The sequence below is a fragment of the Fusicatenibacter sp. genome, assembly GCF_977045365.1.
Genome location: NZ_CDRRUH010000003.1, coordinates 1 through 25,498, shown reverse-complemented (window position 1 = coordinate 25,498; position 25,498 = coordinate 1). Strand labels below are relative to the sequence as shown.

The 25,498-nt window shown below is 45.4% G+C and carries 23 protein-coding genes and 3 pseudogenes; 25 read left to right on the top strand and 1 reads right to left on the bottom strand.

All coding sequences use genetic code 11. From position 1 onward, the window contains the following. Positions 1–174: 174 nt before the first annotated feature. The 12 genes and pseudogenes from fba to ACY2VW_RS01395 all read left to right on the top strand — a co-directional run. Positions 175–1,038, top strand: coding sequence for a class II fructose-1,6-bisphosphate aldolase (fba, locus tag ACY2VW_RS01450; protein WP_022461579.1), 864 nt, complete (start codon positions 175–177; stop codon positions 1,036–1,038). 414 nt (positions 1,039–1,452) lie between these two features. Further along, positions 1,453–3,567 (top strand): glutamine synthetase III family protein, encoded by a 2,115-nt coding sequence (locus ACY2VW_RS01445; RefSeq protein WP_461876748.1) that lies wholly within the window; start codon positions 1,453–1,455, stop codon positions 3,565–3,567. Between the two features lie 104 nt (positions 3,568–3,671). Beyond that, entirely contained in the window at positions 3,672–4,460 is a 789-nt protein-coding gene (locus tag ACY2VW_RS01440) for a WecB/TagA/CpsF family glycosyltransferase (RefSeq protein ID WP_118741774.1), read from the top strand. Positions 4,461–4,465: 5 nt separating this feature from the next. Beyond that, positions 4,466–5,335, top strand: a complete 870-nt coding sequence (locus tag ACY2VW_RS01435) for a YitT family protein (protein WP_461876747.1) — start codon at positions 4,466–4,468, stop codon at positions 5,333–5,335. 185 nt (positions 5,336–5,520) lie between these two features. Then, complete coding sequence (locus ACY2VW_RS01430; RefSeq protein ID WP_118595663.1) at positions 5,521–6,609, top strand: PucR family transcriptional regulator; 1,089 nt, start codon at positions 5,521–5,523, stop codon at positions 6,607–6,609. A gap of 26 nt (positions 6,610–6,635) precedes the next feature. Then, positions 6,636–7,319: a cell division ATP-binding protein FtsE gene (ftsE, locus tag ACY2VW_RS01425; protein ID WP_022461638.1), complete on the top strand. Its 684-nt coding sequence runs from the start codon at positions 6,636–6,638 to the stop codon at positions 7,317–7,319. Then, positions 7,309–8,223 (top strand): permease-like cell division protein FtsX, encoded by a 915-nt coding sequence (gene ftsX, locus ACY2VW_RS01420; RefSeq protein WP_461876746.1) that lies wholly within the window; start codon positions 7,309–7,311, stop codon positions 8,221–8,223. Before ftsE ends, ftsX begins: the two co-directional genes overlap by 11 nt. Before the next feature lie 112 nt (positions 8,224–8,335). Continuing rightward, a complete protein-coding gene (locus ACY2VW_RS01415) occupies positions 8,336–9,595 on the top strand; it encodes a S41 family peptidase (RefSeq protein WP_461876745.1) in 1,260 nt (419 codons plus the stop codon). A 119-nt stretch (positions 9,596–9,714) separates the two neighbouring features. Then, positions 9,715–10,959 carry an aminopeptidase P N-terminal domain-containing protein gene (locus tag ACY2VW_RS01410; RefSeq protein ID WP_461876744.1) on the top strand — a complete coding sequence of 415 codons (1,245 nt, stop codon included), beginning with the start codon at positions 9,715–9,717 and terminating at the stop codon, positions 10,957–10,959. Between the two features lie 27 nt (positions 10,960–10,986). Then, positions 10,987–11,865, top strand: a complete 879-nt coding sequence (locus ACY2VW_RS01405; RefSeq protein ID WP_055227718.1) for a NifB/NifX family molybdenum-iron cluster-binding protein — start codon at positions 10,987–10,989, stop codon at positions 11,863–11,865. A gap of 228 nt (positions 11,866–12,093) precedes the next feature. Next, positions 12,094–14,169 carry an efflux RND transporter permease subunit gene (locus ACY2VW_RS01400; RefSeq protein WP_461876743.1) on the top strand — a complete coding sequence of 692 codons (2,076 nt, stop codon included), beginning with the start codon at positions 12,094–12,096 and terminating at the stop codon, positions 14,167–14,169. A gap of 64 nt (positions 14,170–14,233) precedes the next feature. Next, positions 14,234–14,377 (top strand): annotated as a pseudogene (locus ACY2VW_RS01395) (transposase); the annotation flags it as partial. A gap of 104 nt (positions 14,378–14,481) precedes the next feature. Here ACY2VW_RS01395 and ACY2VW_RS01390 read toward each other — a convergent pair. Beyond that, the gene (locus ACY2VW_RS01390; protein ID WP_461876742.1) at positions 14,482–14,739 is read right to left on the bottom strand and encodes a transposase; all 258 of its coding nucleotides are present in this window, start codon (positions 14,737–14,739) and stop codon (positions 14,482–14,484) included. A gap of 332 nt (positions 14,740–15,071) precedes the next feature. Here ACY2VW_RS01390 and ACY2VW_RS01385 point away from each other — a divergent pair, with 332 nt between their 5' ends. The 13 genes and pseudogenes from ACY2VW_RS01385 to ACY2VW_RS01325 all read left to right on the top strand — a co-directional run. Continuing rightward, positions 15,072–15,689 (top strand): hypothetical protein, encoded by a 618-nt coding sequence (locus tag ACY2VW_RS01385; RefSeq protein WP_461876741.1) that lies wholly within the window; start codon positions 15,072–15,074, stop codon positions 15,687–15,689. Between the two features lie 67 nt (positions 15,690–15,756). Beyond that, on the top strand, positions 15,757–16,107 hold the full coding sequence (locus tag ACY2VW_RS01380) for a fibronectin type III-like domain-contianing protein (protein WP_461876740.1): 351 nt from the start codon (positions 15,757–15,759) through the stop codon (positions 16,105–16,107). A gap of 105 nt (positions 16,108–16,212) precedes the next feature. Continuing rightward, positions 16,213–19,056 (top strand): beta-glucosidase, encoded by a 2,844-nt coding sequence (locus ACY2VW_RS01375; RefSeq protein ID WP_117804615.1) that lies wholly within the window; start codon positions 16,213–16,215, stop codon positions 19,054–19,056. 16 nt (positions 19,057–19,072) lie between these two features. Beyond that, positions 19,073–19,372, top strand: coding sequence for a helix-turn-helix domain-containing protein (locus ACY2VW_RS01370; RefSeq protein WP_443647334.1), 300 nt, complete (start codon positions 19,073–19,075; stop codon positions 19,370–19,372). A gap of 56 nt (positions 19,373–19,428) precedes the next feature. Beyond that, on the top strand, positions 19,429–21,000 hold the full coding sequence (locus tag ACY2VW_RS01365; RefSeq protein ID WP_461876739.1) for a carboxylesterase/lipase family protein: 1,572 nt from the start codon (positions 19,429–19,431) through the stop codon (positions 20,998–21,000). A 21-nt stretch (positions 21,001–21,021) separates the two neighbouring features. Beyond that, positions 21,022–21,870, top strand: coding sequence for an MBL fold metallo-hydrolase (locus ACY2VW_RS01360; protein WP_158555036.1), 849 nt, complete (start codon positions 21,022–21,024; stop codon positions 21,868–21,870). A gap of 140 nt (positions 21,871–22,010) precedes the next feature. Continuing rightward, positions 22,011–22,616, top strand: coding sequence for a YczE/YyaS/YitT family protein (locus ACY2VW_RS01355; RefSeq protein ID WP_238061770.1), 606 nt, complete (start codon positions 22,011–22,013; stop codon positions 22,614–22,616). A gap of 91 nt (positions 22,617–22,707) precedes the next feature. Continuing rightward, positions 22,708–22,794: pseudogene (locus tag ACY2VW_RS01350) on the top strand (hypothetical protein); the annotation flags it as partial. Positions 22,795–22,935: 141 nt separating this feature from the next. Beyond that, positions 22,936–23,403: a tyrosine-type recombinase/integrase gene (locus ACY2VW_RS01345; protein WP_461876782.1), complete on the top strand. Its 468-nt coding sequence runs from the start codon at positions 22,936–22,938 to the stop codon at positions 23,401–23,403. Positions 23,404–23,426: 23 nt separating this feature from the next. Next, positions 23,427–23,774, top strand: coding sequence for a hypothetical protein (locus tag ACY2VW_RS01340; RefSeq protein WP_274601367.1), 348 nt, complete (start codon positions 23,427–23,429; stop codon positions 23,772–23,774). Positions 23,775–23,942: 168 nt separating this feature from the next. Continuing rightward, positions 23,943–24,293 carry a nucleotidyltransferase domain-containing protein gene (locus ACY2VW_RS01335; protein ID WP_461876738.1) on the top strand — a complete coding sequence of 117 codons (351 nt, stop codon included), beginning with the start codon at positions 23,943–23,945 and terminating at the stop codon, positions 24,291–24,293. Next, positions 24,283–24,741, top strand: coding sequence for a HEPN domain-containing protein (locus ACY2VW_RS01330; protein WP_173816672.1), 459 nt, complete (start codon positions 24,283–24,285; stop codon positions 24,739–24,741). The genes ACY2VW_RS01335 and ACY2VW_RS01330 overlap by 11 nt, the downstream gene beginning before the upstream one ends. A gap of 345 nt (positions 24,742–25,086) precedes the next feature. Next, positions 25,087–25,368: pseudogene (locus ACY2VW_RS01325) on the top strand (DEAD/DEAH box helicase family protein); the annotation flags it as partial. Positions 25,369–25,498 lie beyond the last annotated feature (130 nt).

The window sequence follows — 25,498 nt, the reverse complement described above, 5'->3', positions numbered from 1 at the left end:
GCTTTTTGATAAGTTTTTCACAAAAAAGTGCAAAAAAATGGATTTCGCCACGAAAACCATTTGGCATTTGCAGAAAGATGTTGTATAATAAAACCAGTTATGAAAGTAACAAGTATGCCGTAAGCCTGAAAACGGTACACGGCACAATTACAGACACAGGAGGTCATTTGAGCTATGTTAGTATCAGCAAAAGAAATGTTGGACAAAGCAAAAGCCGGCCACTATGCAGTTGGTCAGTTTAACATCAACAACCTGGAGTGGACAAAATCCATTCTTCTTACCGCACAGGAGATGAATTCTCCGGTTATCCTTGGCGTATCTGAGGGTGCAGGAAAATACATGACAGGTTTCAAAACTGTAGCTGCTATGGTAAAAGCTATGATCGAAGAGCTGAACATCACTGTTCCGGTTGCTCTGCATCTGGATCACGGAACCTACGAAGGATGCTACAAATGTATCGAAGCAGGTTTCTCATCCATCATGTTTGACGGATCTCATTATCCGATCGAAGAGAACGTTGCTAAAACAAAAGAACTGGTAGCTGTCTGCAAAGAGAAAGGAATGTCTCTGGAAGCAGAAGTTGGTTCTATCGGTGGAGAAGAAGATGGTGTTGTAGGTATGGGCGAATGCGCTGATCCGAACGAGTGCAAGATGATTGCAGACCTCGGTGTAGATATGCTTGCAGCAGGTATCGGCAACATCCACGGTGTATATCCGGCTAACTGGCAGGGACTGAGCTTTGAGACTCTGGCAGCTGTACAGGAGCTGACAGGAACTATGCCGCTCGTTCTTCACGGTGGTACAGGTATCCCGGATGACATGATCAAGAAAGCCATCGACCTTGGCGTTTCCAAAATCAATGTAAATACAGAGTGCCAGCTTGCATTCGCTGCAGCTACACGTAAATACATCGAAGAGGGCAAAGATCAGCAGGGTAAAGGATTCGATCCTCGTAAACTCCTTGCTCCTGGCGCAGAAGCTATCAAAGCTACTGTAAGAGAGAAAATCGAACTGTTCGGTTCTGCAAACAAAGCCTGAGTTTTATCACGAAAATGCTGTGCAGGATTCCTGGGGGACTTCCACCTCAGGGTCCGCACAGTATTTTTTTTTGCGAGCAACGAGTCAAAGTCCGTGCCTGCACGAGACCTTGACGACTGCCGCGAAAGCTTTCATCGAATCCGCTAATTTTTTAGCCTGAATTAGGAAAGTTTTGTAAAATAATACGAAAAAGGGACTGAGTTCAAAAAAGCACTTGCGTTTTTTAAGTTTTTGAGTTATTTTAGTATCAGTTGGAAATCAAATCCATATGCGAATGTAAAACAAGGGCGTTCTACAAAAACTTAGCTTTCCTTAGCTGCTTTTTGAGAACCCCTTTTTCTTGTATCAGGACCTTTTTAGAGTCCGGCGGGAAGGTCGCATCGCAAAATTCACAAATGGAAAGGAAGAAAGAAAATGGGAGAATATGTAAATCCGGCCAAAATCTTTGGCGAAAATGTATTCAATGACACTGTAATGCAGGAACGTCTTCCAAAAAATGTTTACAAGAAGCTGAAAAAGATCATCGAAGAAGGCGGTGAGCTGGATCTTGCTACTGCAGATACGATTGCACATGAGATGAAAGAATGGGCAATTGAAAAAGGAGCAACACACTATACACACTGGTTCCAGCCGCTGACTGGTGTAACCGCAGAAAAACACGATTCTTTTATCACAGCACCGATGCCGAACGGCAAAGTACTGATGAGCTTCTCCGGTAAAGAGCTGATCAAAGGCGAGCCGGATGCATCTTCTTTCCCGTCCGGCGGACTGCGTGCTACCTTCGAGGCAAGAGGATATACAGCATGGGACTGCACCTCACCGGCCTTCGTTCGTCAGGACGCAGCAGGCGCAACGCTCTGCATCCCGACCGCATTCTGCTCCTACACAGGAGAGGCGCTTGACCAGAAAACACCGCTTCTTCGTTCCATGGAAGCTCTGAATGTACAGTCCCTGCGTCTGTTAAAACTGTTCGGAAACACCACTTCCGAGAAAGTAACTCCTTCCGTAGGACCGGAGCAGGAATACTTCCTGGTTGATGCAGAGAAATTCCTGCAGAGAAAAGACCTGATCTACACCGGCCGTACCCTGTTCGGCGCAATGCCTCCGAAAGGACAGGAGATGGACGATCACTATTTCGGAACCATCCGTCAGAGAATCGCTTCCTTCATGAAGGATGTCAACATTGAGCTGTGGAAGATGGGCGTTACCGCAAAAACACAGCACAACGAGGTTGCACCGGCACAGCACGAGCTGGCTTCTATCTATTCCGAGGCAAATGTAGCAGTCGACAACAACCAGCTCGTGATGCAGACCTTAAAGAGAGTTGCATGCCAGCACGGACTGAAATGCCTGCTGCATGAGAAACCGTTCGCGGGTGTCAACGGTTCCGGTAAACATAACAACTGGTCCATCACCACAGATGACGGTATCAACCTTCTGGATCCTGGCAAAACACCGCACGAGAACATTCAGTTCCTGCTCGTATTAAGCTGCATCCTGAAAGCTGTTGATGTTCACGCAGACCTGCTCCGTGAGTCCGCAGCCGATCCAGGAAACGATCACAGACTGGGAGCCAACGAGGCACCGCCAGCCATCATTTCCGTATTCCTTGGCGAGCAGCTGGAGGACGTTGTTGAGCAGCTCATCAGCACCGGAAATGCAACCAAGAGTAAAAAAGAGGGCGTTCTGGAGACTGGTGTTAAGACTCTTCCGGATCTCAAGAAAGACGCTACCGACCGTAACAGAACATCACCGTTCGCCTTCACCGGAAACAAATTTGAGTTCCGTATGGTTGGCTCCCGCGATTCCGTTGCAGCTCCGAACATCGTACTGAACACCATCGTTGCAGAAGCATTCCGCGATGCATGCGATGTACTGGAAGGTGCTGAAAACTTCGAGGATGCGGTTCATGATCTGATCAAGAAGAACTTAAGCGAGCATCAGAGAATCATCTTCAATGGAAACGGATACTCCGATGAGTGGGTAGCTGAGGCTGAGAGAAGAGGACTTCCGAACATCAAATCCATGGTTTACGCAATCCCGGCACTGACCACCGATACTGCAATCAAACTGTTCGGCGATTTCAAAGTATTCACCGAGGCAGAGCTGGTATCCCGTGCAGAAGTTAAATTCGAGAACTATGCAAAGACCATCAACATCGAAGCAAAGACCATGATCGACATGGCAAGCAAACAGATTATCCCGGCAGTCATCAAATATGCGACTTCCCTGGCTGGATCCATCAACACCATCACCGCAGCAGGTGTTACGGCAGTTGGTGTACAGAAGAATCTGCTGAACGAGACAAGCGCACTGCTTGAGGAGACCCAGAAAGCACTCGACGAGCTGATCGCAATCGAGAATGCAGGATGCGAGATGGAAGACGGCGAAGCAAAAGCAAAATACTACTACGAGAAAGTTACTCCGGCTATGGAGGCACTCCGTGCACCGGTTGACAAACTGGAAATGATCGTAGACAAAGAGATGTGGCCGATGCCGTCCTACGGCGATCTGATGTTTGAGGTTTAACCCGCAGAAGGTCCGATAAATTGTAAAAATTCTGTGAAAACAGGGCAGAAAAAGAGGCTGTTTTTGACAACAGCCTCTTTTTTTAGTATAATGGGGATTAGCTGTTGCCAGAAGAAAAGGGCGGACAGCGCTGCCGGAACAAGCGGCAGGAAAACATGGAGGAAACGCTTCTGGAATTTCGGAGAAAAACAGAAGCATACAGAACTATGAATGCAGAACTGGAAATTTTAGGTGTGAAGCTGAAACATTACCGCGTCGATGCGGCAATGGAGATTGCAGAGGAATACCTCTCAAACGATAAGCTGAACACCATCGGGATTGTTACGATGCAGATGCTGATGCAGGCGAGCAAGGAACCGACGTGGAAACAGTATATCGAAGATCTGGATCTGACAGTTATCGGGGAAACCGAGGTGCTGGAGGCAGCAGGAATCGACCCGGAGACGCCGTCCTACGAGGAAGTGGAGACGAACGAGTTCATCGCACGCTTTTTCTGGGGACTGATTCAGAAGAAGAGCCGGATTTTCGTACTGGGCGACACGGAGGAGGAACTGCAGACGCTGCAGAAATATCTGACGGAAACGTATCCCGGCATTGAGATCGGAGGCGGCGCTGTCGTTGAGACGCTGGAGGAATCCGCGTTTGACAGCCTGGTCAACGAGATCAACAGCCAGACGACCGACGTGATTGTGAGCGGCCTTGCGGGAACGCGGCAGGATCGTTTCGTTCTGGAAAACAGCAGCAAAATCAGCGCAAAAATCTGGCTGAGCCTTGGCGAGCATTCGACGCTGCAGAACGAGGCCGGTATAAAAACAAGCTGGTGGGGAACTCTGCTAAAGAAGAATACGTTCAAGCGGATGGTAACAAAATATAACAGCGAAAAGGACGGTTGAAGTTCATGAACTGGATACGGAACAAACAGCAGTGGAGAGATTATCTGCTGATTACGCTGGGAACCGCGGTCATGGCGGTTGCGACCAGCTCGATTTACGACCCGGCGGGGCTTGTTACCGGAGGATTTTCCGGTCTTGCAATCGTCATCAAACAACTGAGCCAGATGCTGTTCGGAAAAGGAGTTCCGCTCTGGGTGACGAACCTTGTGCTGAACATTCCGCTCTTTCTGTTCGGAATCCGCATGAGCCGCGATTTTCTGGTGAAAACCATCTTCGGAACCCTGATGAATACGTTCTGGATTGCCGTTCTCCCGGTGCTGCAGCTGGTGCCGGATGACAGGATGCTTTCCGCACTGTTCGGCGGCGTTCTGATGGGAGCAGGCATCGGCCTCGTCTTCATCGGAAACGGTACGACGGGCGGAACGGATATGATGGCGGCTCTGATCCAGAGAAAGCTGCGCCACTATTCCGTTGCACAGGTTATGCAGGTGCTTGATGGAATCATCGTCATCGCCGGTATTTTTGTCTTCGGTATCCACGCTTCGCTCTATGCGATCGTGGCAATCTACGTGACGACGAAAGTGACGGATGCCCTGATGGAAGGTATGAATTATGCGAAATCCGCGTTTATCATTACCGCGCATCCGGAGCAGGTAGCCGATGAACTCATGAAAGAACTCGACCGCGGCGCGTCCGGCATCCACATCAAGGGAATGTACACGGGCGAAGAGCGTATGATGGTATTCTGTGTGGTGGGCAAAAAACAGATCCCGCAGCTCAAACAGATCATAGGAATGATCGATCCGGACGCGTTTGTCGTTGTGTCGGATGCAAGAGAGGTCTTAGGAGAGGGCTTCCAGACGGATTTCTCCTGACCTTTTTACGTATTTTGTGGTATAAATGTTGTGTTTTCTCTTCCTTTTTTGTCTATTTTGTATTAAAATAAGTATATCTGTGAGGTACTTTGCATCAGGAGCAGAACCATGGGGGTGTGGATATGCCTGGCAATGAAAGCGGGTGCAGCCGGAGACAAACTATAGGATGAAAGAGGGAAGAAAATATGATTTCAAATCAGATTTTACAGAGTACCATTGAGGGAATCAAAAACATTTCGCGTGTCGAACTCTGCGTGACTGATATAGAAGGAAAAGTTCTGGTAACAACTTTTCCGGAGGTTGAGATCAGCCAAAATGATATTGTAACGTTTGCGCAGTCTCAGGCAGATTCCCAGACCATGAAAAATTATCAGTTTTTTAAAGTATACGATGAACACCAGCTGGAGTACATTCTGGTTGTAAAAGGCGGAAACGATGACATTCACCTGATCGGAAAAATGGTTACCTTCCAGATCCAGGGTCTTTTAACCGCCTACAAGGAGCGCTTTGATAAGGACAACTTTATCAAGAACCTGCTGCTCGACAACCTGCTGCTGGTCGACATCTACAACAGGGCGAAGAAGTTACATATTGAAGTGGAAGCACGCCGCCTTGTATTTATTCTTGAGACAAATCCGGATAAGAACAGCGGGGCGCTCGAGAGCGTCAAGAGTCTGCTCGGTACCAAATCCGGTGACTTTATAACTGCAGTTGATGAGAAAAACATCATCATCGTAAAAGAACTTGCTCCAGGTGAGGATTATGCCCAGATGAACAAAGTGGCAGCCACCATTCTGGAAGCAGCAGGAAGAGATGAGGAGGGGAAAACCCACGTTGCTTACGGTACCATTGTCAAGGAGATCAAAGAAGTATCGCGTTCCTACAAAGAAGCCAGAATGGCGATGGACGTCGGAAAAATCTTCTCCGCTGAGAATGATATCTATGCATACAGCTCACTGGGTATCGGCCGTCTGATTTACCAGCTTCCGATCCCACTGTGCAAAATGTTCATCAAAGAGATTTTTGGCAACAAATCGCCGGATGACTTTGATGAAGAGACACTGACAACGATCAATAAATTCTTTGAAAATTCTCTGAATGTCTCGGAAACCTCGAGACAGCTTTATATACACCGAAATACCCTTGTCTATCGGCTGGATAAGCTGCAGAAGAGCACGGGACTCGATCTTAGAGTTTTTGAAGATGCGATCACATTCAAGATTGCGCTTATGGTTGTGCAGTACATGAAATACATGGAAACGCTCGATTATTAAGCGAGAACCCTTGAAGGAGGAATTGCATGATAACATTGGATAGTGTAAGTAAGAGTTACGCGAAAGGCCAGCCGGCCGTCAACAACGTATCCTTACACATCGAGAAGGGGGAATTCGTCTTTATCGTGGGAAACAGCGGTTCTGGAAAATCGACGCTGATCAAGCTTCTTTTGAAAGAACTCGAGCCCACATCCGGGACCATTAAGGTAAACGGACAGATCTTAAATAAAATGAAACGCTGGAGAGTGCCGAAATACCGCCGCGGTGTCGGCGTCGTTTTCCAGGATTTCCGCCTTTTAAAAGACCGGAATGTCTATGAAAACGTAGCATTCGCACAGCGTGTCATCGAGAAACCGAACCGCGTCATCAAAAAGCGCGTGCCGGAAGTCCTGACGCTGGTCGGACTGGCAGAGAAGTACAAATCCTTCCCGAAGGAGCTTTCCGGAGGAGAGCAGCAGCGAGTTGCCGTGGCAAGAGCCATTGTCAACCGGCCTGACATCCTTCTGGCGGACGAGCCGACCGGAAACCTGGACCCGGGAAACTCCATGGAGATTATGAAGCTCCTGGAGGAGATCAACAACAGAGGAACGACCGTTCTTGTGGTAACCCACAACCGTGAGATCGTCAACTCCATGAAAAAACGCGTTATTACCATGCGCAAAGGCGTGGTAGTCAGCGATGAGAAGGAGGGCGAGTACCATGAGGTTTAGTACACTGGGCTACAGCATCAAACAGGGTGTCAAAAACATCTGGAGAAACAAGATGTTCTCGCTGGCATCCATCGCAACCATGGGAGCCTGTATCTTTCTGTTCGGTATCTTCTTTGCGGTTGTCATCAACTTTAACTATATCGTAAAAAATGCCGAGACAGACGTATCCATGACCGTCTTCTTCAACGAAGATGCGGATCAGGCGACGATCGATGAGATCGGAACGGAGATCAGGGCCAAGACCGATGTGGTCAAGGAATGTAAGTATGTTTCCGCGGATGAGACGTGGGAAAACTTTGCAAAACAGTATTTCGAAGGAAAAGAGGAATACAAGGACGGCTTTAAGCCAAACGACAACCCGCTCGCAACTTCCGCGCACTACGAGGTTTACGTATATCAGGTAGAGACGCAGGATGCACTGGCTGAGTATATCCGCTCGCTGGACGGTGTCCGTGAGGTTAAACAGGCCGAGGGCGCAACAACAACGCTGACGACGATGAACCGTGTCATTGGCTACGTTTCCATCGCGATCATCCTGATTCTTCTTGCCGTATCTGTTTTCCTGATCAGCAACACCGTCACGATCGGTATTTCGGTCCGGAAAGAGGAGATCGGTATCATGAAACTGATCGGTGCGACGAACCTGTTTGTAAGGGCTCCGTTCCTGATTGAGGGTATTCTGATCGGTCTTGTCGGAGCAGCGATTCCGCTGGGGCTGCTGTACGTGGTATACAACAGAGTCATCAGCTACGTTATGACGGAGTTCAGCGTACTGTCGAACTTTATGGCATTCATGCCGGTAGCGGCCGTCTTCCGGATTCTGCTTCCGGTCGGACTCATTCTCGGTATGGGAATCGGACTTGTCGGCAGTATCTTTACGATTCGAAAACATCTGAAAGTCTGAAGATTGCGGGAGTACGAAGTATGGAGCAATCTGGTATCGCAATATAATGAAGTAAAAATAAGTCCCGGAATCCGTCAAAAGATTCCGGGATCTTTCGATTGGGAGGCATATTTTGGAAGAACTGATGAAGGAAGAAAAAGAGGGCGTAAAAGCGGCAGAGCAGGAAAAACCGAAAAAGCGCAGAAACAGAAAGAAAAACCGAAAAAATGAGATGCGGAAGAGCTACTTTGCGGGCATGATTTCCATGCTGGCGATTGTAATGATCGTGCTTGTCGGAACAACGTTTCTCTGGCCGGGAAGCAGTGCGGACCACCCCGGCGGCTTCTGGTCGTGGCGGAAGACGGCGGCGATCAAAGCGATGATCAGCCAGCTTTACGCGGGCGATGTGGATGACACAGAGCTGTCGGATGCGATGTATAAAGGGCTGATCAGCGGCCTCGGCGACAAGTATTCTACGTATTACACGAAAGAGGAATACGAAGCGATCAAGACAGCGCAGGAGGGTTACTATCAGGGCATCGGTGTTACGGTGACGCTGGACGGCGATAAGCTGCAGGTCACCGGCGTGCAGGACGATACCCCGGCGGCAAAGGCGGGCATTCAGGCGGATGACCGCATTGTAAAGATTGACGGGCAGACACTGGAGGGGCTCAGCCTCAACGAAGCCGTCGGTCTTTTGAAAAACAGTGAGAATGACACCGTGATGCTCACAATTGAACGGGAAGGCGAGGCGGAACTGCTGGAGAAGGAAGTTGCGAAAGAGAAGCTTGCGGCAATCGTGGCTGACGGCAAAATGCTGGACGACAAGATCGGCTATCTGGCCATCAGCGAGTTTACAGGGCTTACCTCCGAGCAGTTCCAGAAAGCATACCAGTCGCTGCAGGATCAGGGCATGGAGCGCCTGATTATCGACCTGCGCGGAAATCCGGGCGGCCTCGTGACGGCAGTCTGCGACACCCTGCGCCAGATCCTGCCGGAGGGACTCATCGTGTATACCGAGGATAAAAACGGAAAACGGGAAGAGTATACCTGCGACGGCGATACCCCGATCTCGATTCCGCTCGTCGTGCTGGTCAATGAAAATACGGCAAGTGCGGCAGAAATCTTCACGGGAGCCGTCAAAGATTACGGTATCGGAACGATTGTCGGAACGACGACATTTGGAAAAGGCATTGTCCAGAATACGTTCCAGCTCTCCGACGGCAGTGTGGTGAAACTGACGATTGCACATTACTACACGCCGCTCGGCAACGACATCCACAAGGTCGGTATCACGCCGGATGTCGAGGTGGAGCTGCCGGATGACGCGACGAGCGATGTGCAGCTCGAAAAAGCGCTGGAAGTTGTCAAAGGACTGGAAGGTGCGGAATAAAATAAAAATTTTCACAGAAAAGCAGGAAAAAGGTAGGAAAAAAAGCACGAACGTGTTATCTTAGTAGAGGAGCCGAAAACAGATCTTGGCAGGCTCTAAAAGAAAGTGAGGAAAGACAGATGAACTTTACAGAAAGAAGAAAACAGGTTTTTGATAAAATGGACGAGGATTCCGCACTGCTTTTGTTTTCCGGAATCGAGCTGCATGTCAGCGCAGATGAATATCTGCCATTTGAAGCAAACCGCAACTTTTTCTATCTGACCGGCCTTCGCAGAGATCACATGATCCTGATGATGAAAAAGACCGCAAAAGAGGAGAAATCCATTCTGTTTATCGAGGAAGCGGATCCGAATCAGGAGAGATGGTTTGGAAGAAAAGTAACCGTATCCGAGGCACAGGAGATCACCGGAATCGAGGACGTTCGTTTCCTGGATTCCTTTGAGGGCATGGTAAACCGTCTGATGGCACGCGAGGACATCGGAACCCTGTATTTCGACTGCTACCGCTATCAGGTCGAGGATCTGCCGGATTACAACATGGTAAAGGCAGAGGAGTTCGCAAAGAAATTCCCGGGCAGACCGGTCAGGAACATTGCTCCTGTCATCGCAGCACTGCGGATGCAGAAAGATGAGGATGAGATTGCACTTGTCCGCCAGGCAATCAAGATCACGGATGATGCGCTGAAATTTGTGATGAAGAATCTGAAACCGGGCTGCACCGAGTATCAGGCACAGGCTGATTTCGAGTACAAGATTTTCCACGAGGGAGCAGACGGAACCGCATTCCCGACGATCGCAGGAAGCGGTGCAAACGGAACGATGCTGCACTACGACACCAACCGTGACGTGTGCGAGGATGAGACCCTGCTTCTGATGGACCTTGGAGCAAAATTCCAGGGCTACTGCGCAGATATCACCAGAACGTATCCGGTCAACGGAAAATATACGGACCGCCAGAGACAGGTTTACGACGTTGTTCTGGCAGCAAACCGAGCCGTTGCAAAAGCAGCAAAACCGGGTATGACATTAAAAGAGCTCGACGATATCGCAAAAGATGTTCTCGGCGAGGGCTGTGTGAAACTTGGCCTGATCGAGAAGAAAGAGGATGTCGGAACCTATTACATGCACGGCGTTTCCCATCACCTCGGCATCGATGTACACGATGTGACCGCGGCATGGAACGACAAGCTGCGTCCGGGCGCCATCATCACCGATGAGCCGGGTCTTTATATCGACGAGTGGGAGATCGGAATCCGGATCGAGGACGATATCCTGATCACAGAGGACGGATGCGAGGTTCTTTCTGAGAGCCTGATGCGCGATCCGGACCAGATTGAAGCCTTTATGCAGGGAAAAGAGGCGTAAGAAAAAAACTACGGAGGATTTAGTTAGATGAAAATTGCAGTTACATACGATAACGGGAATATTTTCCAGCATTTTGGAAAAACAGAGAATTTTAAGGTTTACGAAGTAGAAGACAACAAAGTGGTTTCCAGCGAAGTGATCGGATCCAACGGAACCGGCCACGGCGCACTGGCAGGCCTTCTTTCCGAGCAGGGCGTGGATGTTCTGATCTGCGGCGGCATCGGCGGCGGTGCACAGGCTGCTCTTGCTGAGGCTGGCGTAGAGCTCTGCTCCGGAGCGGAAGGAGATGTGGATGCAGCGGTGGAAGCTTACTTAAACGGAACGCTCACATCTGCGGGTGCAACCTGCGATCACCACGATCACGAGGAAGGCCACTCCTGCGGCGACCATTGCGGAAGCCATGAGGAAGAGGAGAGCTCCTGCGGCGGTTCCTGCGGAACCTGCGGCGGCGGATGCGGTGCACCGACACCGGTTATGGAAGGTAAGAATGTCGGAAAAACCTGCCGTACCCATTACAGAGGAACCTTCAACGATGGAACCCAGTTTGATTCTTCCTACGACCGCGGCGAACCGCTCGAGTTTATCTGCGGTGTGGGCCAGATGATCCGCGGCTTTGATGCAGCCGTTGCAGAGATGGAAGTCGGCGAAAAAGTCAACATCCATCTGATGCCGGAGGAGGCTTACGGAATGCCGGATCCGAACGCAATTTTCACCGTTGCGATCGCACAGCTTCCGGGAGCAGAGGAAGTAGAGGTCGGACAGCAGGTTTATCTGCAGAACCAGTACGGCCAGCCGTTTCCGGTAAAAGTTACCGCAAAAGACGAGACCAATATCACATTTGATGCCAACCATGAGATGGCTGGAAAAGAGCTGAATTTTGAGATTGAGCTGGTTGAAGTGAAATAAAAAAATGCATAAAAAAGAGTGTCAGGACGAAGGAGCCAGGCACTCTTTTTTGATGCGCAGAAAAATCAACGATTCCCATTTCCGATTTCCGTTATTTTTTGTAAAAGTAAACAAAAAATGACCAAAATTCATTTTTTGCCATTTCGAATATTGACTAATAGTCATTTAAGTTGTAAGATGTGGTACTAGAAAAACAAGTTAAAAATGAATCAGAGGAGATGAATGAAAATGGTTAAAGTTGGCAAATGGATTGCCAGGCACAGGATTCTGATGCTGATCATTGGATTTCTGCTGATTATTCCGTCAGTCATCGGAATGGCAGCAACGAAAGTAAACTATGATCTGCTCAGCTATCTGCCGGAGCATCTGGAAACTGTAAAAGGTCAGGACATTCTGGTAGATGAATACGGCATGGGTGCGTTCTCCATGGTTGTTGTGGAAAACATGGAAATGAAGGACGTACAGAAACTCGAAGAAAAATTCGAGCAGGTAAACCACGTAAAAGAAGTTTTATGGTATGACGATGTGGCAGACATCAGCGTGCCGGTTGAGATGATCCCGGAAAAACTCCGGAAAGCATTCTACAATGGGGATGCAACCATGATGCTCGTTCTGTTCGACAATACGACTTCTTCCGATGACTCCATGGAGGCAATCGAGGATCTTCGTAAAATTGCGAACGAGCAGTGCTTTATCGGCGGTATGACCGGTGTTGTTACCGATATCAAAAACGTAGCATTAAAGGAGCTTCCGGTTTACGTTGTTATTGCGGCAGTTTTAAGTCTTGTTGTTATCGAGCTGACCTCGACTTCCTTTGTTGTTCCGATTCTGTTCCTGTTAAGTATCGGACTGGCAATCCTTTACAACCTTGGAAGCAACGTCTTTCTTGGTGAAACATCCTATATCACAAAAGCGCTGACTGCTGTACTGCAGCTTGGTGTTACGATGGACTATTCCATCTTCCTGCTGAACAGCTTCGAGGAGAATAAAAAGCGTTTCCCGGATGACAAAGAGCGTGCGATGGGCCATGCAATCGCCAACACGTTCAAATCCGTAGCCGGAAGCTCCGTTACCACCGTAGCCGGTTTCCTGGCACTGTGTGTTATGACCTTTGCCCTTGGCCGCGACCTTGGTATCGTTATGGCAAAAGGTGTTTTGATCGGCGTTGTCTGCTGTGTCACCGTCCTGCCGGCCATGGTTCTGGTATTTGACAAGGCAATTGAGAAAACGAGACATAGACCGCTGGTAAAGAGTCTGGATAAACCATCCGCTTTTATCACCAAACATTATAAGGCGTGGGTTGTGATCTTCCTGATCCTGCTGTTCCCGTCGATCTACGGAAACAATCATACCCAGATTTATTACAACATCGCACGTTCCCTTCCGGCTACCCTGGACTGCAACGTGGCAAACGATGAGGTAAAAGCACAGTTCAACGTCAGCAACATGCACATCGTCATGATGGACCGTGATATGGACTCCAAACAGAAAAAGAAAATGATGGATGAGATCGGCAACGTGAAAGGTGTCAAATCAACCATCAGCATGAGTTCCCTGCTTGGCCCGACCATTCCGGAATCCATGATCCCGGAGGATCTTCGAAGCATGCTGCAGAGTGATGATTACGAGCTTGCATTCGTCAGCTCGGAATATGAGTCAGCAACGGATGAAGTAAACGAACAGGTCAAAGAGATTGACAAGATTGTAAAATCTTACGATGAAAATGGTATGGTCATCGGTGAAGCACCGCTGATGAAAGACCTGCAGGATGTCACCGACGCCGATCTGGTCAACGTAAACGTCCTTTCCATCGGTGCAATCTTTATCATCATCCTGCTGATCTTCAAATCGATTTCCCTGCCGATTATCCTGGTAGCCGTAATCGAATTTGCTATCATGCTGAACATGGCAATCCCATATTATCAGGGAACCAGCCTTCCGTTCGTAGCAAGTATCGTCATCGGAGCCATCCAGCTCGGTGCAACCGTCGATTACGCGATCCTGATGACAACCCGTTACCAGAAAGAGCGTCAGAACGGAAAAGACAAAAAAGAAGCCATCAGCATTGCCCACAAAACGAGCATGCCGTCCATCATCAGCAGCGGCCTGAGTTTCTTTGCCGCAACCTTCGGTGTAGCCTGCTACTCTCAGGTTGAGATGATCGGTTCCATCTGTACCCTGCTTGCGCGGGGCGCGATCATCAGTATGGTCGTTGTTATCCTGATTCTGCCGGCAATGTTTATGATTTTCGATAAACTGATCTGTAAGACATCGATTGGATTTTTAAAGAAGAAAACAAAATAAAGTATGACAAATCCCCTGTACCGGAAGTAGCTGGTGCGGGGGAATTTTTTTGCTTTGCGTTCAAATTTCTGATGTGACGGATAAGATTCTGCCACGGATTGAAGACTGGCAGAACCGGCCACTGGACGAGGTCTATCCTATTCTCTACATCGATGCAATCCATTATTCTGTAAGGGATAATGGCGTGATCCGAAAGCTTGCTGCTTATCCAATGCGTCGTAAAACCCCTTGCTGTGGGGAGTGTCAAATGGAAGAAGTATACCGGAAAAGAAGAAGGATAATACGGAAAATGTTCTATAGCAATCCAATAAATTATTGCACATAATTACACGAATGAAACCACCCTATGCAGTCCTTTGGACGAATTGTTAAAAATCCTTTTGAAATAGCTGATGGTAATTCCGATGCCATCCGTATCTTTTCTTTCCTTAAAAATGCTTTGAGTTTTGACCACATCTTTTCAATCGGATTCAGATCCGGACTATATGGGGGTAAATACAGATAGGTTACTTTTGAACTGTCCAGTAGCTGTTTCACCGCCTTTGCATGATGGGAACGCATATTATCCATAACGATAATGTCTGCTTCACCTCACAAATAATCTGAGATCATTATACCATTTCCTGACATAAATTTATTGTTTTATATGAAATTTTCAAGGTTCGCACGGGTGTACCTTTTTTTACAAAAATGATTAGTCAATATTTCTAAATTTAAAGGTTAATTTTCCTATATCTTCCAATATACTATCCATGATATCTTTCAGATAAGCAAAAACGCGCGTGAAAATCTAAAATAATCTTGGAGAGTTATTGCAATGAGAGACAAATAATAGAGGTATTGTAAAATCTCAAATGTTTGGCCTTATAGTAGGACTTTCTAAGAATATAGGGAGGAATAACATGAAAATGAAGAAAATTTTAGCTCTGCTTATGGTAGCAGCACTCTGCGTTGGAACAGTGGCAGGATGTGGCTCCAAGGATACGGAAAGCAGTAAGAGCGAAAGCAGCAAGAATGAAAACAGCGAGAGCAGTACTGGGGACAGTAAGGATGATTTGTCACCTATAACTTTCAAGTACTACAATGCAGACGGAAAAAATGGCAACTGGGAAAATCCTGTTGCTCAGGCGATTACTGAAGCCACAGGTGTGACTTTGGATATTTCCTATCCGGTAGCCAGTACAGGTGATCCTTCCGAGGATATATCTTTGATGATTGCTGAGGACGAATATCCAGATATGATTTATGCTAAGCAAAGTGTAAACAGTCTGTATGAGGCAGGTGCACTTATTGATATGACAGATCTGATCGAGGAATATGGTCCAAATATTAAAAAAATGTACGGCGATGAGTTTGAAAAGCTGAAATGGGGTTCTGGAGATGAAGGAATATATCAGCTTTCTTATGCTGGTGTAGGATACCAGACTTTGGTAACCGGAGGAAACTGCCAGATACAGTACGCAGCTCTTAAGGAAAATAATTATGAATATCCTAAGACTCTGGAGGAGTATGAAGAGTGATAAAACGACTCCTTTTTGGGATTCATCACTGTCTATGGAAGAACGTCTCGACTGACTGCTGGCAGAGATGACGCTGGAAGCAGTGCTTGAGATAACGAATACCGGAACTATGGTTTCTGATGAAGTGGTGCAAATATACGGTATTGCACCTGCATCCAGGGTAAAAAAACCACTGAAACAGTTGCTTGCATTTCGCAGAGAAAAAGCAGTGCAGCCTGGAGAAACCCGCTGCATGCAGTTTAGTATTCCGGTTGAGGAACTTCGTTTTTATGATGTCATCAGCCAGTCTCTGATGGTTGAAGAAGGATGCTATATCATCGGTGCGGGAACATCGAGTGCCAATATCCTTATAAAAACAGAAATTCAGATACCGGGAAAAAAAACAGGGCAACGTGATTTCTCTTCAAAGGATACCTGATAAGACATTTACATTGAGTGTACGTATGCGGGGGGATGCAAAGATTACATATCTTCGGATACAATAGTTTTTTAGTGAGTCTTAAATGAAAGGCAGGGAAAAAATATGAAAAGTAATACGATATATCCGCCGATGTCCGAACGTGAGATCAGCGGTGCTGCAATATCGAGAGAAGCGGCGACGCAGGGAATGGTACTTTTAAAAAACATAAATGGGGTTCTTCCGTTAAAGGGCAGGGGAAAGATTGCCTTGTTTGGAAACGGAGCTGCCAGAACAATCCGCGGCGGAACGGGATCGGGAGATCCTTTTAACGGCGGTCTTTCCGGCGGTGGTGATCAGGATGTGGATCAGTCTCTGCGTTATCATATTAATATTCTGAATGCTATGGAAACAGAAGGTTTTGAGATTGTGAACCGGGAACAGCAGATGGCGTGGGCCAGATGCTATGATCTGGCCAAAAGAGAGATGAAGGACCAGGTCATGAGTGTTTTTGCGTTTCCGGAGGAACCGCTGACAACAGAAAAACTGGAAGAATATGCAAAAGAAACAGAAACTGCTATTTGTGTCATTTCGAGAAATTCCGGTGAGGGAAATGATCGTTTCATGAAAAAAGAAGTATCCATTGGGGATAAAAAGTATGAAATTGGAGATTACAGGCTTTCTGCAGTGGAGATGGATAATCTTAAAAAGCTGCGGTCAGCTTTTTCCTCATTGATACTGGTGCTGAATGTTCCGGGCTCCATATCGGTGCAGGATCTGGAGGCGGCTTGTGCGGATGCTATTCTTCTCATGGGGCAGGCAGGACAGGAGGGAGGAGCCGCCGTTACCGATATTCTCACAGGTAAGGCAACACCGTCAGGAAAGCTGACCGCAACCTGGGCAAAAAAATATGAAGATTATCCTACGGCAGGCAATTTCCTTCAGGATTTTAATAAGGCAGTATATACGGAAGGAATTTATGTAGGTTATCGTTACTTTGATACATTTAATGTTGAGCCGGGTTATCCTTTTGGTTATGGACTCTCCTATACGACATTTGCACTGGGAAATCTGGAGGCATCGCTGGATGAGGATACACTGGTTCTTGGCGTAACAGTAGAAAATACAGGAGCGTTTGCCGGACGTGAAGTTGTGCAGATATATGTTTCTGCACCGGTATCGGAGATGGATATGCCGGAACAGGAGCTGAAAGGTTTCCAAAAAACGATGTTACTGGCACCGGGCGAAAAGGAAGATATCAAAATCCGCATACCGCTGCGTAATCTTGCATCTTATAGTGAAAATGCAGGAGGTTATATTCTGTCAAAAGGAGATTATGGAGTGCGTATCGGTACTTCTTCCAGAGATACAAAACCGGTGTGCAAGATTCGGCTGGAACAAACTGCTTTGACAGAACAGGTATTGGTGGAGCTTCCGTTAACGGAAACTTTGGAGGAAAAGAAGGGGTTAACTGACCGAAAGGATGAAACTATATGGAAGGATGTACCGGTTCTTCTGGCTGTGCAGATACCGGAAACGCTGGATTCGCGTTCAGCCTATAGCGATGAAAAGGTGGTTACATATGCGACAGATACCAGCTATCAGCCGGTTATGCCTTACGAAACAGTACGGTATGTGGAAAAGAAAGAATGGAAGCTGAATGATGTGGCTTCGGGCAGAGTGTCAATGGAAGAATTTGCCGCACAGCTTGATGCTGCACAATTGGCGGATCTTTGCTGTGGTACAGGCTGGGGTGTGCAGGATGAGAACAATCCTGTGATTGGAGCCAGTTCGGAATCTGTACCTGGAGCGGCAGGGGAAACAACACACGCACTGGAAAGTTATGGTGTTTCTTCTATTGTATTGGCAGACGGTCCGGGCGGTGTGCGTATCACACAGCAGTTTGAGGCAACCGATCTGGAATCGGGGGAAAAGAGGCAGGTATACCATTACTGTACGGCATGGCCGGTGGGTACGCTTCTTGCTCAGTCTTTTGATCCGGAAATTTTGGAACAGGTAGGATGCGGAATGGCAGCAGATATGCAGGCAATGCGGATTGATTTGCTTCTGGGACCAGGAATGAATATTCAGCGTGATCCTATGTGCGGACGAAATTTTGAATATTTTTCTGAAGATCCTCTCATATCTGGAAAGATGGCGTCAGCAATGGTACGCGGTCTTCAGAGCCTGCCAGGAGGAGGTGGATGCATTAAGCATTATGCAGCTAATAATCAGGAGACGAATCGGAATGCTGTGGATTCTGTGATTGGTCAGCGGGCACTGAGGGAGATTTATCTGGAACCCTATAAAATTGCTATTCAGGAATCTCAGCCGTTGTCTATCATGAGTTCCTACAATCTGATCAACGGTGTTCCTACAGCAGATAGTTATGACTTATGTACGGATCTTGCCCGCGGAGAATGGGGATTTGAAGGTCTGATCATGACTGATTGGAACGGAGGCAGCAGTACACCCTGGAAATCCATGCATGCCGGAAATGATTTGATTATGCCGGGAGGAAAAGGAAGGGCCATGAATATTCTTCAGGCTGTGAGAACAGTTATGCCAGAGTTTGATGAACGTGGGCAGGTAATTATGGTGCAGGAAGTACCATTTGCACCGGTTTTCGCAGCCAGCTGGAATTCCTTTACGGTTGATCCGGAAGGACCGGATACAGTCATGGCACCTCTGGGTGAAGGACATACTGCCGAGATGAAGGATGGAGAGATTTTGGTTGATGGGGAAAAAGTCTACATGCAGGCAAATGATATGAAAACATTTTTCAATGATCCGGCAAGTTTTGTGCCAAAGATATGCCCGGCCAATGAGGAAGTTGCTTTTATTTTAGATGATGGCAGAGCAATCGGGTACAAAGGACATTTAGATAAGAAGCCTCGTCTGTGTCTCGGAGATGTGCAAAGATGTGCAGTCCATAATCTTCGGATCATTCTGAAATGTATGGGATTATAGTAGATGGGTATCAACAATTGCAGAACAGCTACATTATACAGTCCCTTACTGTTCCAAATATTTGAAGAATGTGTTCGGGTGCACTTTTTCAGCCATGATTCAAAAAATTCGTTTTCAAAATGCAGAGTGTCTTCTCCGGAATTCAGATATGACGGTCAGTGAAGTCGGAAAAGAGATTGGATATGAAAATACGGAAAACTTTTTTCGTGTGTTTAAAAAGCATTATCATATGACTCCCTCTCAGTATCGGGCTGCAATACAGGAAGAGACCAATATGCAAACTGTATGTGGAGATAGAGATGTAATAAAACGGTAACAAAAAAATGACAAAATGGTAATGAAATAAGATATACATAAAATTACTAAAGAAAGGTGGAATACAAAATGGGAGATTGTTTTTACTGTAGTAAGGCAGAACCGGTAGTTCAGACTAAGGCGGGTAAGATACGGGGATTTAAGATGAATTCTACATACACTTTCCATGGCATCAAGTATGCTGATGCTGATCGCTTTCAAATGCCCAGAGAGGTAAAACCATGGAAAGGTATTAAAAATGCTCTGGCCTACGGTTATGTGTGTCCTATGCTGATGCAGGATCATCCGTTGATGGAGGCTATGATCCCACATCGTTACTGGCCAATGGATGAGAATTGCCAGTATCTGAATATTTGGACACAGAGTCTGGATCCGGAAGCAAAAAAACCGGTTATGGTATGGTTGCACGGAGGTGGATTCTTTGCAGGCTCATCCATTGAACAGGTGGCGTATGAGGGAGATCATCTGAGTGAGTACGGAGATGTGGTTGTCGTGTCATTGAACCATCGTCTGAATATTTTGGGATATCTTGATTTATCTGCTTATGGGGAAAAATACTACAATTCTGCTAATGTGGGAAATGCAGATATGGTCGCAGCCCTTCATTGGATTCAGGACAATATTGCTGGTTTTGGCGGAGATCCAGGTAATGTAACCCTGTTTGGTCAGTCCGGTGGTGGAATGAAAGTTTATTCCCTGATGAATACACCGGCTGCAGAAGGTTTATTCCATAAGGGGATTATCCAGAGCGGCGTAATAGAAGAAGGTAAAAAAGAGGCAGAGGATGACGGTACCGCAATTGTGGAGGCCCTTCTGACGGAATTGAAGTTGGAATCCGTTGAGGATTTGGAAACGATTCCTTACTATTTCCTTGCGGAAGCATATAATAAGGTGTCACCCAAGCTGCAGGAGAAAGGACTCTACGTGGGCGGAGAGCCGAGAGCAAATTCATGGTATGCCGGTGATCCGCGCAGAGTAGGATTTACCGATGGAGCAAAAAAGATTCCGGTGATAGTGGGTAGCGTTTTTGGAGAATTTGATTTCAAGCCGGTTCTGGAGAATAGGGATGAACTGACCCGTGAGGAAACGATGAAACTTCTGGAAAAATGCTTTCAGGAGGATGCAGAAGAGATTGCAGCAGAATTCGAAAAAGCATATCCGAATAATCGCCTTGTAGATGTTCTGTCGCTGGATTATATTTTCCGTTATGCATCGAAAGATTTCATTGCGAAGAAGTCAGTACATAAGGAAGCTCCCGTATATTCCTACATGTTTAATTATGAATTCCCATATGAGGGAGGAAAACTGGCATGGCATTGCTCTGAAATCCCGTTTGTTTTCCATAATATTGACCGAATTCCTATCTGCAATGTGCCGGGAGAAACAGACCGCCTGCAGGAGAGAATATGTGGTGCCTGGATAAACTTTGCGAGATACGGAAATCCTTCCGTTCCTTCTCTTCCGCAGTGGCCGGTATGTGAGCCAGGTAAAGAGGCAATTATGATTTTTGACAATATCTGCGAAGTTAAAGATAATTATGACCACAGGCTGATGGAGCTTCTTGTTAAACATGCTCCGGCATTTACTGTACCATTAGATGAGGATGCAGAAAATGTATTTATGCACTGATGCGGAAAGGATGGAATGCATATGGCAAAGCTGACTACATATCAGGTGACGGAGATTGCAAAAGACACCTGGGTTATCAATGAGGCTGGTATGACAGCCATGTTTTTGTTAAAAGGTACGGAACGTGCATTACTCATCGATACGGGTGTCGGAATGACAGACCTGAAAAAGCTGATTTCCTGGCTGACTCCGCTTCCCTATGATGTAGTGCTGACACATGGACATCCGGATCATATCGGAGGAGCTGCTCAGTTTGAAGAGGTATATATTCACGAAAAAGATGAGGATAGTCTTAAACCGATAAATTATGATAGCATCGCAGATTATGTGGAACTTTTGGGAAATATGGGAGCTTACGATGTGTATGACTGTAGCCCTGCGGATATCCGGCGGATACAAAAGATGCCAAAATGTCTTCCTTTGAAGGAGGGGATGGTGTTTGAGCTGGGGGGACGCAGTATCGAGGTAATTGAGACACCGGGTCATACATCGGGAGGCTGTTGTTTCCTTGATCGGAAAGAGCGAATCCTGTTTTCTGGAGATGCCTGCAATGGTAATCTGCTCTGCAGAGACAGTATTAATACACTATTGGGAGCTCTGGATAAAATCAAGTCCTATGAAAGTGAATTTGACCGCAATTTTAATGGCCATGTGGGATATGCGGGAATGCCTTTCGTTGGTTCCATGGATCATAGCATCATGAATACAGCGATACGCATCTGTGAGAATATCCTTTCAGGAACTGCGAAAATCGAGGATGGCGGTAAGAATGCGTTTGACGGAGATTGCAAGGTTGCGACAGACGGAAGAATCCGTATTGTATTTTCCCCAGACAGACTGATAGATGAAGGTGAAATTCCAGTAAGATAAACACAACAGACTCCGCTGGGGTTAACTTAAGCCTGAAAGCCTTGAAATCAAGACCTTTGGGCTTTTTATAAGTGTGCCATCAAGGCAGAATCTCCGGTTCTGGTGGCTTACAGTACCATAGAAATGATGAGGTAATAAGAATGAAAAAATATTTTTTATATTTTCTTGGTTTGAATTTAATAGCTTTTGCTGTTGTATTAAATGTTCGCTTTGATTTAGGAGTTGCTGCTTTTAGTTCTGTGATGTATTCAATATCACAAATCTATAACATTTCTTTAGGAACAGCTTCTATTATCTGTTACTTAATATTTGTTATTATTCAATGTATTTTATCCAAAAAGATCACAGTTACTTTTATTTTAGAAATTCCGTTATCGTTTGCTTTTGGTTGGTTGACTGATTTATATGATTTTATAATTCCTACATTATCGTTAAGTTTATACTTAAGGGTTATTTGTTTTATTATGACGATGTTCATTACTGCAATGGGCGTATTTTTAAGCGTGAAAACAAATCTTATTTTAACACCAACTGATGGTATTGTAAAAACTATTTCAGAAGTCTTCTCTTTTCCTTTTTCAATAGTGAAAAATACTTTTGATATTACACTTGTGTTTGCCACTATTATTTTATGTTTAATTAATCATACCCCTTTTTATGGTCTTGGTATAGGAACCATACTGACAGCCTTATTCATAGGAAGAATTATTAATATTTATGAAAAAAAGATACAGTTATCTTTTTAAAGGTGGCAATTGGGTATTACGATGCTAAACTGTTGGGGTTTAGCCATATATTGAAATAATCGTATCTGTATGATAGTATATCAGATGGAGAATGTCTCCATCTGATATGTCATTTACGGCGAATACCTATTATAATTATAGGGACTGTATTCAGAAACATATTATTCCCAGAATTGGCGGTCTGAGGCTGCTTGCGCTCAATCAAGGGCATCTGATGAAAATGTATAAAGAACCTGTAAAACAATATTCTGCTATTCCTAAAAGGGCAAGAACAATTATGAATACCTCTATGAGATACGCATTATCGAAAAGGTTGATTATGACGAATCCCTGTGAAGGTTTGGAACTGTCAAAAGGAGTAAAAAAGTCAAAGTATCATACGATTATTGTAGATGAGACTAAAACATATACTTTGGAGCAGGTAAAACTGTTGCTGGAAGCATCGAAGGAGACACGGATCCATATGCAGATGGTCTTTGCCTTGTTAATGGGGCTTAGGAAAAGTGAAATTAATGGCCTGAAGTATTCGGATATTGATTATAAGAATCGCAAATTACGCATCCAGAGACAGTTAGGAAGAGATCTCCATGTAGATGAAGAGTCATTGAAACCAAAGACAAAGACGAAACATGAGATCAAACTGAAAACAGCATCCAGTTATCGTGAACTGGATATTCCGGATTATGTGTTTGAAGAGATTCTTGAAGAACGCAAGAAGTATGAGAAAAACCGGAGCAGAAGGCAGCATGGACGGTGGGTCTTCCACACATCAGATTTCATGATCTGAGGCATACATACGCAACGCTTCTGATGAAGAATGATATAAACCAGAAAGCGGTAGCCGCTGCGCTGGGGCATTCCAAATCAATCATTACGGTGGACACTTATACGGATATACAGGCGATTATTGCAGATTGTGTTCAGGAGATTCAGTCATTTATTGAGGAGGTACATCCTTACGATCACACAGATGCAGAAATGCTGAAAAGCATGTTTCAGGAGATTGTTATAGTAGAAGATGAAAGCGTAACGGAAGAAGATGATGCAGAGCAGGAAAACAGAGAGGAAGCTGCGCCGGTGATCATTGTGTACGATTATTCGGATGTGACAGAGATGGACGATATTGCAGAATGGTATTTGGAGGAAGAGGTAGCTTAGGCTATCTCTTCTTTTTGGAGAAATAAGTTTATATATTTTTAGAAATGTTAAAGGATTATGGTGGTCTGATAACATGTTAAAAAATGAAAATACTGTGTGCATTGTTTTTTTTTGCAGCAAGTTGGTTATAATGCTATTAAGAATAATTAGGAAAGGTGGGGCAGACATATGGAAAAATTGCAGGATATAGAATTGAAAAAGATGTTGACGGAATTGGCAGATATGTTACAGACAGTATATCAAGAAAAACTGAAAGCAGTAATTTTATATGGGTCTGTTGCACGTGGAACAGCTACCGATGAGTCGGATATAGATGTTATGGTTCTTGTGGATGGAACTGATCAGGAATTAAGGATGTTTGAAGATAAACTGAGCGATGTTTCAACGGATATTTCCATAAAATATTTTAAGGTTTTTTCAATTATTGATGTCAGTTACCAAGAATATATGACGTGGATGACAATTTCTCCATTTTATAGAAATGTGTCCGAGGAAGGAGTGGTTCTGTATGCAGCTTGATGTAAAAACTCTTTCAGAATATCGCTTTGCTCGTGCCAAAGAAGATATGGAAGCGGCTGTAAGCAATCACCAGTCAGGATTTTATAAGGTTGCGATAAACAGATCATATTATGCAATCTTTCATGCGATTAGGGCGGTAAATATTCCGGGAGGCTTTGATGCTTCGAAGCATAGTTCTGTAATTGCTCATTTTAATCAGGTTTATGTGCATGGAGGAAAGTTCGATAGGGGTACATATAAACTGATAGATAGTGCATACCGTATTAGAGAAAAATGTGACTACTCAGATTTCTTTATTGCATCAAAAGAGGACTCGGAAAATCAGATTTGCAATGCAAAAGAATTTCTTAATAGAGTAGAGAACTTTTTGCCGGCAGAAGGAAAAATGAAATGTTATAGGGATAGAGAAACCGTTTGCTTTTCACGCAGGCGGTTTTTATTTTGTTAAAAACATAGTAGTAATTATAGATTGGTCTTGTGTTTATATTTCTTTTTTGCTACAATGAGAAAAGAACAGATGTTCGCGAGTGAGAATTGAATATTTATACAATCAGATGCATAAGCTGACAAAGAAAATTTATAGTTGTACCTTTATAATTATGTTGTTTTGTGCTATTCTGTTTTGAAGAATGACTGGGCGTTATGGTAAGTGGCGCCAAGTCAAAAAAAAAATTTAGTGACTTTATTCGTGTAATTGCCATTTTGACTAAAAAAATAAAGGCCATTACACGAATTTTGACCTCAAATTGCACGAATTTTCTGGTTGATATTAGTCGTATCGGGAGGTATTGAAGTGGAAAACGAACAGAAAAAGTTTAAATTAGTGTCAGATTATCAGCCGACCGGAGACCAGCCTCAGGCAATCGAAAAACTAGTTAAAGGATTCCGGGAAGGCAATCAATGCGAGACTTTGCTTGGTGTTACAGGCTCCGGCAAGAACTTTACCATGGCAAATGTTATTGCACAGTTAAATAAGCCAACCTTGATCATAGCGCACAATAAAACACTGGCGGCACAGTTGTACGGTGAGTTTAAGGAATTCTTCCCGGAGAACGCAGTGGAATACTTTGTTTCCTAATTCACGTGGAGAGAAAAAACTGCCTTATTTATAGCAATCCAATAAATTATTGCACATAATTACACGAATGAAACCACCCTATGCAGTCCTTTGGACGAATTGTTAAAAATCCTTTTGAAATAGCTGA

What these genes read in the sequence shown, in the direction of transcription:
- ACY2VW_RS01405 (WP_055227718.1), top strand. Translation starts at nt 10,987, where the DNA reads ATGAAAATTGCAGTTACATACGATAACGGGAATATTTTCCAGCATTTT.
- ACY2VW_RS01335 (WP_461876738.1), top strand. Translation starts at nt 23,943, where the DNA reads ATGGAAAAATTGCAGGATATAGAATTGAAAAAGATGTTGACGGAATTG.
- ACY2VW_RS01360 (WP_158555036.1), top strand. Translation starts at nt 21,022, where the DNA reads ATGGCAAAGCTGACTACATATCAGGTGACGGAGATTGCAAAAGACACC.
- ACY2VW_RS01340 (WP_274601367.1), top strand. Translation starts at nt 23,427, where the DNA reads ATGAAGAATGATATAAACCAGAAAGCGGTAGCCGCTGCGCTGGGGCAT.
- ACY2VW_RS01380 (WP_461876740.1), top strand. Translation starts at nt 15,757, where the DNA reads ATGACGCTGGAAGCAGTGCTTGAGATAACGAATACCGGAACTATGGTT.
- ACY2VW_RS01430 (WP_118595663.1), top strand. Translation starts at nt 5,521, where the DNA reads ATGATTTCAAATCAGATTTTACAGAGTACCATTGAGGGAATCAAAAAC.
- ftsE (WP_022461638.1), top strand. Translation starts at nt 6,636, where the DNA reads ATGATAACATTGGATAGTGTAAGTAAGAGTTACGCGAAAGGCCAGCCG.
- ACY2VW_RS01355 (WP_238061770.1), top strand. Translation starts at nt 22,011, where the DNA reads ATGAAAAAATATTTTTTATATTTTCTTGGTTTGAATTTAATAGCTTTT.
- ACY2VW_RS01410 (WP_461876744.1), top strand. Translation starts at nt 9,715, where the DNA reads ATGAACTTTACAGAAAGAAGAAAACAGGTTTTTGATAAAATGGACGAG.
- ACY2VW_RS01345 (WP_461876782.1), top strand. Translation starts at nt 22,936, where the DNA reads ATGACGAATCCCTGTGAAGGTTTGGAACTGTCAAAAGGAGTAAAAAAG.
- ACY2VW_RS01330 (WP_173816672.1), top strand. Translation starts at nt 24,283, where the DNA reads ATGCAGCTTGATGTAAAAACTCTTTCAGAATATCGCTTTGCTCGTGCC.
- ACY2VW_RS01385 (WP_461876741.1), top strand. Translation starts at nt 15,072, where the DNA reads ATGAAAATGAAGAAAATTTTAGCTCTGCTTATGGTAGCAGCACTCTGC.
- ACY2VW_RS01435 (WP_461876747.1), top strand. Translation starts at nt 4,466, where the DNA reads ATGAACTGGATACGGAACAAACAGCAGTGGAGAGATTATCTGCTGATT.
- ACY2VW_RS01390 (WP_461876742.1), bottom strand. Translation starts at nt 14,739, where the DNA reads ATGGATAATATGCGTTCCCATCATGCAAAGGCGGTGAAACAGCTACTG.
- ftsX (WP_461876746.1), top strand. Translation starts at nt 7,309, where the DNA reads ATGAGGTTTAGTACACTGGGCTACAGCATCAAACAGGGTGTCAAAAAC.
- ACY2VW_RS01400 (WP_461876743.1), top strand. Translation starts at nt 12,094, where the DNA reads ATGGTTAAAGTTGGCAAATGGATTGCCAGGCACAGGATTCTGATGCTG.
- fba (WP_022461579.1), top strand. Translation starts at nt 175, where the DNA reads ATGTTAGTATCAGCAAAAGAAATGTTGGACAAAGCAAAAGCCGGCCAC.
- ACY2VW_RS01375 (WP_117804615.1), top strand. Translation starts at nt 16,213, where the DNA reads ATGAAAAGTAATACGATATATCCGCCGATGTCCGAACGTGAGATCAGC.
- ACY2VW_RS01445 (WP_461876748.1), top strand. Translation starts at nt 1,453, where the DNA reads ATGGGAGAATATGTAAATCCGGCCAAAATCTTTGGCGAAAATGTATTC.